The organism is Nonomuraea sp. NPDC001684 (assembly GCF_053596515.1).
In genome coordinates, this window is record NZ_JBSFGJ010000407.1 from 1 (window position 1) to 8,430 (window position 8,430).

Here is an 8,430-nt window from a genome sequence, read left to right on the forward strand (position 1 = left end):
CTACGTGCTGCCGCTCGTTCCCGGCCGCGGTCCCGACGGCCGGGGGCGCGCCGCCACCTACGACTGGCCGGACAACGTCCGAGAGGTGGCCTACGACCGGCTCCACGACGAGCCGATCGACGTGGTCGTCTACCAGCGGCCGCACGAGATCGACCTGGCCCGCGAGTGGCTCGGCCGCGCGGCGCCCGGCGTGTACGTCGAGCACAACACCCCGGCCGGCGACGTCCCGCGGACCAGGCACCCGCTGTCCGGCCAGGACGACGTCACGATCGTGCACGTCACCCACTTCAACGAGCTGTTCTGGGACAACGGCCGGGCGCCCACCCGCGTGATCGAGCACGGCGTCCCCGACCCCGGCCACCTGTACACCGGCGAGCTGGCCAGGGCCGGCGTCGTGGTCAACGAGCCGGTACGCCGTACCAGGGTCGCCGGCACCGACCTGCTGCCGCGCTTCGCCGAGCGCGTCCCGCTGGACGTGTTCGGCATGAAGGTGGACGGCCTGCCGTACGGCACCTACGAGGACCTGCCGCAGCACGTCATGCACGCCGCCCTGGCCCGCAGACGCGCCTACCTGCACCCCTATCGCTGGACGTCGCTGGGCCTGGCCCTCGTCGAGGCCATGACCCTGGGCATGCCCGTCGTGGCGCTGGCCACCACCGAGGCCGTCGAGGCGGTGCCGCAGGAGGCCGGGGTGCTCTCCACCAGGGTGGACGTGCTGGCCGACGCCCTGCACGCCTTCGTCACCGACCCCGAACGGGCCGCCCAGGCCGGCAAGGCCGCGCGCGCCGCCGCCCTGGCCCGCTACGGCCTGCCCAGGTTCCTGCGGGACTGGGACCGCCTGCTGGCCGAGATCTGAGCCCGGATCCAAGTCGAGGTCCGAGCCGGGATCCGAGCCGGGATCTGACAGGTATGACGCCGGAAGGCATGGGTAGGCGCGATGGGCATGATGATGCTCAACTGGTCACGCAGGGCAGCCTGCCTGGAACTGGACCCCGAACTGTTCTTCCCGATCTCGCTCGAAGGCCCCGGCCGCTCGCAGGTCGAGAAGGCCAAGACCATCTGCGGCCGGTGCCCCGTGCGCCGGCCCTGCCTGCAGTACGCGCTGGACACCCGGCAGGCGCACGGCGTGTGGGGCGGCACCGACCCCGAACAGCGGCGTGAGCTCAGCTCGCCGGCAGTGCCTCGGCAAGAAAGCGTTCCCGCTCCTCAGCTTCGAGGTGGTCGCTGAACAGCACCCCGTCGAGATGATCGGCCTCGTGTTGCAGCACCCTCGCCAGCACGCCCAGCGCCCGTAGCGTCACCGGCTTGCCGAACATGTCGCGGCCGCGCGCCGTGACCATGTAGGAGCGTTCCAGCGGACGCCAGAGGCCCGGCGCCGACAGGCACGCCTCGTCGGCGGTGATCCGCCGCTCCGACAGCTCCAGCCGCGGGTTGACCAGATGACCGGAACGGCCGTCGTAGGAGTAGACGAGCACCCGCACCGGCTCGCCGATCTGCGGGGCCGACAGGCCCGCACGGCCCGTGCCCGCCCGCAGGGTGAGCGTCAGCGACTTCACCAGGCGCCGCAGCTCCCGGTCGAAGTCGTGCACCGGCTCCGCCACCACGCGGAGCACCGGATCGTCGAACACGCGAATAGGCCGGACCGTCACCCGCAACTCCCCGAAACGCCGCGATCGTCATGCGGAACGGTTCCCGTCGCCGGATCCCCTCAACCCTGAAGGCCGGGCCTTGTAGCACAGCGGTAACAGCGGAGACCCAAGGGTGAAACCACCCGAAAGCAGGATCGGAGGGTGATCTCACTTGCGTCGCCCGCGCCTGTGACGCCCGGCCGGGCGCTCGGGGCCCGGCCGGGCCCCACCTGCCCGGAGGTGCCGGCATGACCGCCCTTTCCGAAGGGTCTCCCGGGACGGCGCCCGACGCGCCGGCCGGGTTCATCCAAGGGTCTCCCGGGACGGCGCCCGACGCGCCGGCCGGGTTCACCCAAGGGGCTCCCGAGACGGCGTCCGGCGCGCCGGCCGCGTTCATCCAAGGGTCACCTGAGACGGCGCCCGACGCGCTGGCCGGGTTCACCATCGGGGTGACCGCCACGCGGCGGCGGGAGGAGTTCGCCGCGCTGCTGGCGCGGCGCGGCGCCCGCGTCGTCAGCGCGCCCGCCATCCGCCTGGTGCCCCTGGCCGAGGACGCCGACCTGCTCGCCGCCACCCGGCTCACCCTCCAGGCCCCCCTGGACGACGTGGTCGTCACCACCGGCGTCGGCTTCCGCGGCTGGATGGCCGCCGCCGAGGGCTGGGGCCTGTCCGCCGACCTGGGCGACCACCTCGGCCGGGCCCGCCTGCTCACCCGCGGCCCCAAGGCCAGGGGAGCCGTACGGGCCGCCGGACTGACCGACCACTGGACGCCCGTCACCGAGTCCTGCGACGAGGTCAAGGAGCACCTGCTCGCCCAGGACCTGCGCGGCCGGCGCATCGCGGTCCAACAGCACGGCGAGCCGCTCACCGCCTTCGTGGCGGCCCTGCGCGCGGCCGGGGCCGAGGTGATCGAGATCCCGGTCTACCGATGGCTGCCCTGCCGCGACGGCTCGCCCCTGCGCCGCCTGATCAGCCAGGCCGTCTCGGGCGCGGTGGACGCGGTGGCCTTCACCAGCGCGCCCGCCGTCCACGCCATGCTCGGCGCGGCCCGCTCCGACGGGCTGGAGGACGCGCTGCTGGCCGCGTTCGGCGGGCCCGTCGTGGCCGCCTGCGTGGGGCCCGTGACGGCCGAGCCGCTGACCTCGCGCGGCGTACGCGTCCTGCGGCCCGACCGGTCCCGTCTCGGCGCCCTGGCCCGCGCGCTGGCCAGGCACCTGCCCGAGCACGGCGTCACCCGGCTGGTCGCGGGCGGGCACCGGCTGGAGGTGCGCGGCCACGCCGTCGTCGTGGACGGCGACCTGCGTCCGCTGCCGCCCGCGCCGATGGCGGTGCTCAAACGCCTGGCCGACAAGCCGGGCCACGTCGTCTCCCGCGCCGACCTGCGCACGGTGCTGCCGGGCAGCGCGGCCCGGGACTCGGCCGAGCACGCGGTGGAGATGGCCGTCACCCGGCTGCGCCGCGCCCTGGGGCCGGCCGGCATCGTCGAGACGGTCGTCAAACGCGGCTACCGCCTGGCCTGCCCCCACGACCCCACCCCATGACCCCCAACCGGCCCACCCACCCCCTGACCTCCGACCAGCTCATCGACCCCATGTTCTTCGACCAGCCCAGCCACTCCATGACCTCCGACCAGCCCGCAAGCCCCGGCTCGACGTCGGACGGGAGGCCCACTCTCGTGCGTGGGCCGGTCCTCGTGCGCGGGTCCTACGTCGCGCCTGTGCCTGACGCCGTGAGTGCGTCCGATGTCGTGCGTGCGCCCGCTCAGGTGGGGGCGTCCGTGCTGGAGGACGGGGCGCTGCCAACGCTGGTGCTGGCCGCGCACGGTACGCGGAGTGCGGCGGGGGAGTGGGCCTTGGCGGCACTCGCCCGCTCGGTCCGCAGGGCGCGTCCGGGGTGTCGGGTCGAGCCGAGTTTCCTGGAGATCAGCGCGCCGCTGCTCGCCGACGTGCTACCGGCCGTGCCGGGGCCGGTGGTGGTCGTGCCGTTGCTGCTGGCCGGGGGCTACCACGTGCACGTCGACCTGCCCGAGGTGGTCGCCGCCCGCCGTCCGGACGCGCTGGTGGCCGGCCGGCTCGGCCCGCACGCCCTGCTGACCTCGGCGCTCGTCCGCGTGCTGGCCCAGGCGGGGCTGCGCGCCGACGACGCGGTGATCCTGGGCGCGGCGGGCTCGTCCGACCCCGCCGGGCTCGCAGACGTGCGCGCCGCGGCCCGGCGGCTCTCGGTACGCCTGTCGCGGCCGGTCACGGCGGCCTTCGCCGCCTCGGGGACGCCGTCGCTGCCGGACGCGGTGGACCAGGCGCGCAGGACGTCCCGTGGCCGGGTGGTGGTGGCCTCGTACGTGCTGGCCCCCGGCTTCTTCCACGACCGGCTGACCGCCTCGGGCGCCGACCTGGTCACCGCCCCGCTCGCCCCGGACCCCGCCGTGACCGCCCTCATCTGGCACCGCTACGACCAGTCCCTCACACACCGACACCCGCACCCGACCCCCGCCGCCCGGCCGTAACCCCCGCCCCCACATGCATGGAGAGATGCAGCGACCGACCTCGCTTCCGCTCCCCGAGCTGTAGCCGAACGCCCTCTCAGCTCCCGGGCCTGGCATGTACCCCGGCGATCCCTCACCTTCCGGCCTCGGCGATGCACACGCGCGACCTCACAGCCCTGGCCTCGGGGACGCGAAACGCGACCTCCCCAACGCGGCCTGGGATAAAGCCACACGACCTCACCGCCCCGCCCTGACCCCCAAGGCGGCCCGCAGGGTCGGCCCCTGGGTGTGAAGGACCGTGCTGCGGGACTGCTCCGGGAGCAGGCCGCCAGGCATGAGGGCCTGAGACGGGATGACCCCGGGCCAGCGGTCGGGGGTGGGGGATCGTGCCGTGAGACTGTTCCGGAGGCAGGCCGTCAGGTGTGACGGCGTGCGACGGGATGGGCCCCGGAGTCAGTGGCCGGCTGGGGGGGCCGTGGGCCGAAACGGCCCAGAGTCAGCCGTTGGAGTGGGGCAGCCCGAGCAGGCGATGCCCCGGAGTCAGTCGTCGGGTGTAACGGTCTGGGCCGGGATGAGCCCAGGAGTCGGCCAGCGGGTGTGGTGGTCTGAGCCCGGGGTCAGCTGTCGGTGTCGCGGTCGCGGCGGCGCAGGTAGCGCTCGAACTCGGCGGCGATCGCGTCGCCGCTCGCCTCCGGCAGCTCGGCCGCGTCCTTGCGTTCCTCCAGCTCCTTGACGTATTCGGCCACCTCGCTGTCCTGCGAGGCCAGCTCGTCGACGCCGCGCTCCCAGGCGCGCGCCTCCTCGTCGAGGTCGCCGAGCGGCATCGGGATCTCCAGCACGTCCTCCATGCGGCGCAGCAGCGCGAGGGTGGCCTTCGGGTTGGGCGGCTGGGCGACGTAGTGGGGGACCGAGGCCCACAGCGAGATCGCGTCGAGCCCGGCCTCGCCGAAGGCGTGCTGGAGCACGCCGACGATGCCGGTGGGGCCCTCGTAGCGGCTGAGCTCCAGGTTGGTCGAACGGGCCAGCGCCTCGTCGGTGGCCCCGCCCAGGATCGGCACGGGACGGGTGTGCGGCGAGTCGTTGAGCAGCGCGCCCAGCATGACCGCCAGCTCGACGCCCAGCTCGCGGCAGACCTGGATGATGTCGGCGCAGAAGGAACGCCAGCGCATGTTGGGCTCGATGCCGCGCAGCAGCACGACGTCGCGCTCGCTGCCCGGCGGACGGGCGTGGAACAGCCGCGTCGTCGGCCACACGATGGACCGGGTCAGCCCATCGCCCATCTCCACCACGGGACGGGTGACCTGGAAGTCGTAGTAGTCGTCGGGGTCGAGCGCGATCAGCGGCTCGGCCTTCCAGGACGACTCGAGATGGGCGATCACACCGCTGGAAGCCTCGCCCGCGTCGTTCCACCCCTCGAACGCGGCAATGAGCACCGGGTCGACGAGCTCGGGGAGCCCTTCGAGCTCGATCACGTGTCGCCTCCTCTCTCCCTCATCGCGCTAAGCCTATGCGGTAAGCAGGCGTCGGCGTCACCGATCTCCCCGCGAACGCTCCGAGCCACCGGCCCACCCCTTTCGCCCAGCCCACCACGCGACTATCCCCCGTCCCACGGCGCTCACCCCTCCCTTTCGTTCGCCCCTAGCGGATCACCCCGAAAGGGGGCGGACCGCCCGCCGGAACGACACGAAGGAAGCCGGACGGGTCCACCGGTATTGGACGCCGGGTCAATTGACAGGCGGAAGAATAAGCGGTCGGGACTCAGCCGATAAGCTCTACGGCATGAGCATCTCCCCGTCCTTCCGAGAAGTGTTGTCCCAGCGCGTGATCGTGGCCGACGGGGCTATGGGCACGATGCTCCAGGCGCAGGACCCGACGCTCGACGACTTCGAGGGGCACGAGGGCTGCAACGAGGTCCTCAACGTCACCCGTCCCGACATCGTCCAGGGCGTGCACGACGCGTACTTCGCCGTCGGCGTCGACTGCGTCGAGACCAACACCTTCGGCGCCAACCTGGCCGCGCTCGGCGAGTACGACATCGGCGAACGCGTCTTCGAGTACTCCGAGGCCGGCGCCCGCATCGCCCGCGAGCGGGCCGACCACTGGTCCACCCCCGAGCAGCCGCGCTTCGTCCTCGGCTCGATGGGGCCTGGCACCAAGCTGCCGACGCTGGGCCACCTGCCCTACCGGAGCCTGCGCGACGCCTACCGCGACAACGCGGCCGGCCTGATCGCGGGCGGCGCCGACGCGCTCATCATCGAGACCTGCCAGGACCTGCTCCAGGTCAAGGCCGCCGTCATCGGCGCCAAGCGGGCCGTCGAGGCGGCCGGCTGGGACGTCCCGATCATCGCCCAGGTGACGATCGAGACCAACGGCGCCATGCTGCTCGGCTCGGAGATCGGCGCCGCGCTCACCGCGATCGAGCCGCTCGGCGTCGACATCGTCGGGCTCAACTGCGCGACAGGCCCGGCCGAGATGAGCGAGCACCTGCGCTACCTGGCCCGCCACTCCCGGCTCAAGCTGTCCTGCATGCCCAACGCCGGCCTGCCGGTGCTCACCTCCGACGGCGCGTACTATCCGCTGTCGGCGCAGGAGCTGGCCGACGCGCACGAGACCTTCGCCCGCGACTACGGCCTGTCGCTGGTCGGCGGCTGCTGCGGCACCACCCCCGAGCACCTGCGCCAGGTGGTCGAGCGGGTGCGCGGCAAGGAGCCGGTCGCGCGCCGCCCCCACCCCGAGCCCGGCGCCTCCTCCCTCTACCAGACGGTCCCCTTCCGCCAGGACACCTCCTACCTGGCCATCGGCGAGCGCTGCAACACCAATGGCTCCAAGGCCTTCCGCGAGGCGATGCTGGAGGGCCGCTGGGACGACTGCGTGGAGACCGCCCGCGACCAGGCCCGCGACGGCGCCCACATGCTCGACCTGTGCGTCGACTACGTCGGCCGCGACGGCGTGGCCGACATGAAGGAGCTGGCCTTCCGCTTCGCCACCGCCTCCACGCTGCCGATCATGCTCGACTCCACCGAGCCCGCCGTGCTCCAGGCGGGCCTGGAGATGCTCGGCGGCCGGGCGGCCGTCAACTCCGTCAACTACGAGGACGGCGACGGCCCCGACTCCCGCTTCCAGAAGATCATGCGCCTGGTGCGCGAGCACGGCGCGGCCGTCGTCGCGCTGACCATCGACGAGGAGGGCCAGGCCCGCACCGCCGACTGGAAGGTGCGCGTGGCCTCCCGCCTCATCGAGGACCTGACCGGCAACTGGGGCATGCGCGTCGAGGACATCATCGTCGACTGCCTGACCTTCCCCATCGCGACGGGCCAGGAGGAGACCAGGCGCGACGGCCTGGAGACCATCGAGGCCATCCGCGAGCTCAAGCGCCGCTACCCGGGCGTGCAGACCACGCTGGGGCTGTCCAACATCAGCTTCGGCCTCAACCCGGCCGCCCGCATGGTGCTCAACTCGGTGTTCCTCAACGAGTGCGTCAACGCCGGCCTCGACTCCGCCATCGTGCACGCCTCCAAGATCCTGCCGATGGCCCGCATCCCCGACGAGCAGCGCCAGGTCGCGCTCGACATGGTCTACGACCGCCGCCGCGAGGGCTACGACCCGCTGCAGCGCTTCATGGACCTGTTCGAGGGCGTCGACGCCGCCGCCATGCGCGCCGGCAAGGCCGAGGAGCTGGCCGCGCTGCCGCTGTGGGAGCGGCTCAAGCGGCGCATCATCGACGGCGAGCGCAAGGGCCTGGAGGCCGACCTCGACGACGCGCTCACCCAGCGGCCCGCGCTGGAGATCATCAACGAGGTGCTGCTCGACGGCATGAAGACGGTCGGCGAGCTGTTCGGCTCCGGCCAGATGCAGCTGCCGTTCGTGCTGCAGTCGGCCGAGGTGATGAAGGCCGCCGTGGCCTACCTGGAGCCGCACATGGACCGCGTCGAGGGCGAGACCAAGGGCCGCATCGTGCTGGCCACGGTCAAGGGCGACGTGCACGACATCGGCAAGAACCTGGTGGACATCATCCTGTCCAACAACGGTTACCAGGTGGTCAACCTCGGCATCAAGCAGCCGGTCTCGGCCATCCTGGAGGCCGCCGACGAGCAGAAGGCCGACGTGATCGGCATGTCCGGGCTGCTGGTGAAGTCGACGGTCATCATGAAGGAGAACCTGGAGGAGATGAACTCCAGGGGCCTGTCGGAGAAGTACCCGGTGCTGCTCGGCGGCGCCGCGCTCACCCGCGCCTACGTCGAGCAGGACCTCGCCGAGCTGTTCGAGGGCGAGGTGCGCTACGCCCGCGACGCGTTCGAGGGCCTGCGGCTGATGGACTCG

At 72.7% G+C, this 8,430-nt stretch carries 7 protein-coding genes; 5 read left to right on the plus strand and 2 right to left on the minus strand.

Features of this window, described 5'->3' with window-relative positions:
* Window positions 1-856: glycosyltransferase (locus tag ACWCSD_RS41540; RefSeq protein ID WP_449923182.1), on the plus strand; the 856-nt coding region annotated here is incomplete at its 5' end.
* A 93-nt stretch (window positions 857-949) separates the two neighbouring features.
* A complete protein-coding gene (locus tag ACWCSD_RS41545) occupies window positions 950-1,228 on the plus strand; it encodes a WhiB family transcriptional regulator (protein ID WP_449923197.1) in 279 nt (92 codons plus the stop codon).
* Here the strand turns inward: ACWCSD_RS41545 and ACWCSD_RS41550 are convergent.
* Window positions 1,164-1,628 (minus strand): peptide deformylase, encoded by a 465-nt coding sequence (locus tag ACWCSD_RS41550; RefSeq protein ID WP_352364015.1) that lies wholly within the window; start codon window positions 1,626-1,628, stop codon window positions 1,164-1,166. The two genes, ACWCSD_RS41545 and ACWCSD_RS41550, sit on opposite strands and share 65 nt — an antisense overlap.
* A 248-nt stretch (window positions 1,629-1,876) precedes the next feature.
* Here ACWCSD_RS41550 and ACWCSD_RS41555 point away from each other — a divergent pair, with 248 nt between their 5' ends.
* Window positions 1,877-3,169: a uroporphyrinogen-III synthase gene (locus tag ACWCSD_RS41555; RefSeq protein WP_449923187.1), complete on the plus strand. Its 1,293-nt coding sequence runs from the start codon at window positions 1,877-1,879 to the stop codon at window positions 3,167-3,169.
* Entirely contained in the window at window positions 3,166-4,131 is a 966-nt protein-coding gene (locus ACWCSD_RS41560) for a sirohydrochlorin chelatase (protein ID WP_449923190.1), read from the plus strand. Before ACWCSD_RS41555 ends, ACWCSD_RS41560 begins: the two co-directional genes overlap by 4 nt.
* Before the next feature lie 596 nt (window positions 4,132-4,727).
* Here ACWCSD_RS41560 and ACWCSD_RS41565 read toward each other — a convergent pair.
* The gene (locus ACWCSD_RS41565) at window positions 4,728-5,582 is read right to left on the minus strand and encodes a PAC2 family protein (protein WP_352325653.1); all 855 of its coding nucleotides are present in this window, start codon (window positions 5,580-5,582) and stop codon (window positions 4,728-4,730) included.
* A 307-nt stretch (window positions 5,583-5,889) separates the two neighbouring features.
* On the opposite strand from ACWCSD_RS41565, the gene metH reads away from it, so the two are divergent.
* Window positions 5,890-8,430, plus strand: a 2,541-nt coding sequence (gene metH / locus ACWCSD_RS41570; RefSeq protein ID WP_449923194.1) for a methionine synthase, incomplete at its 3' end; no start/stop codon positions are given.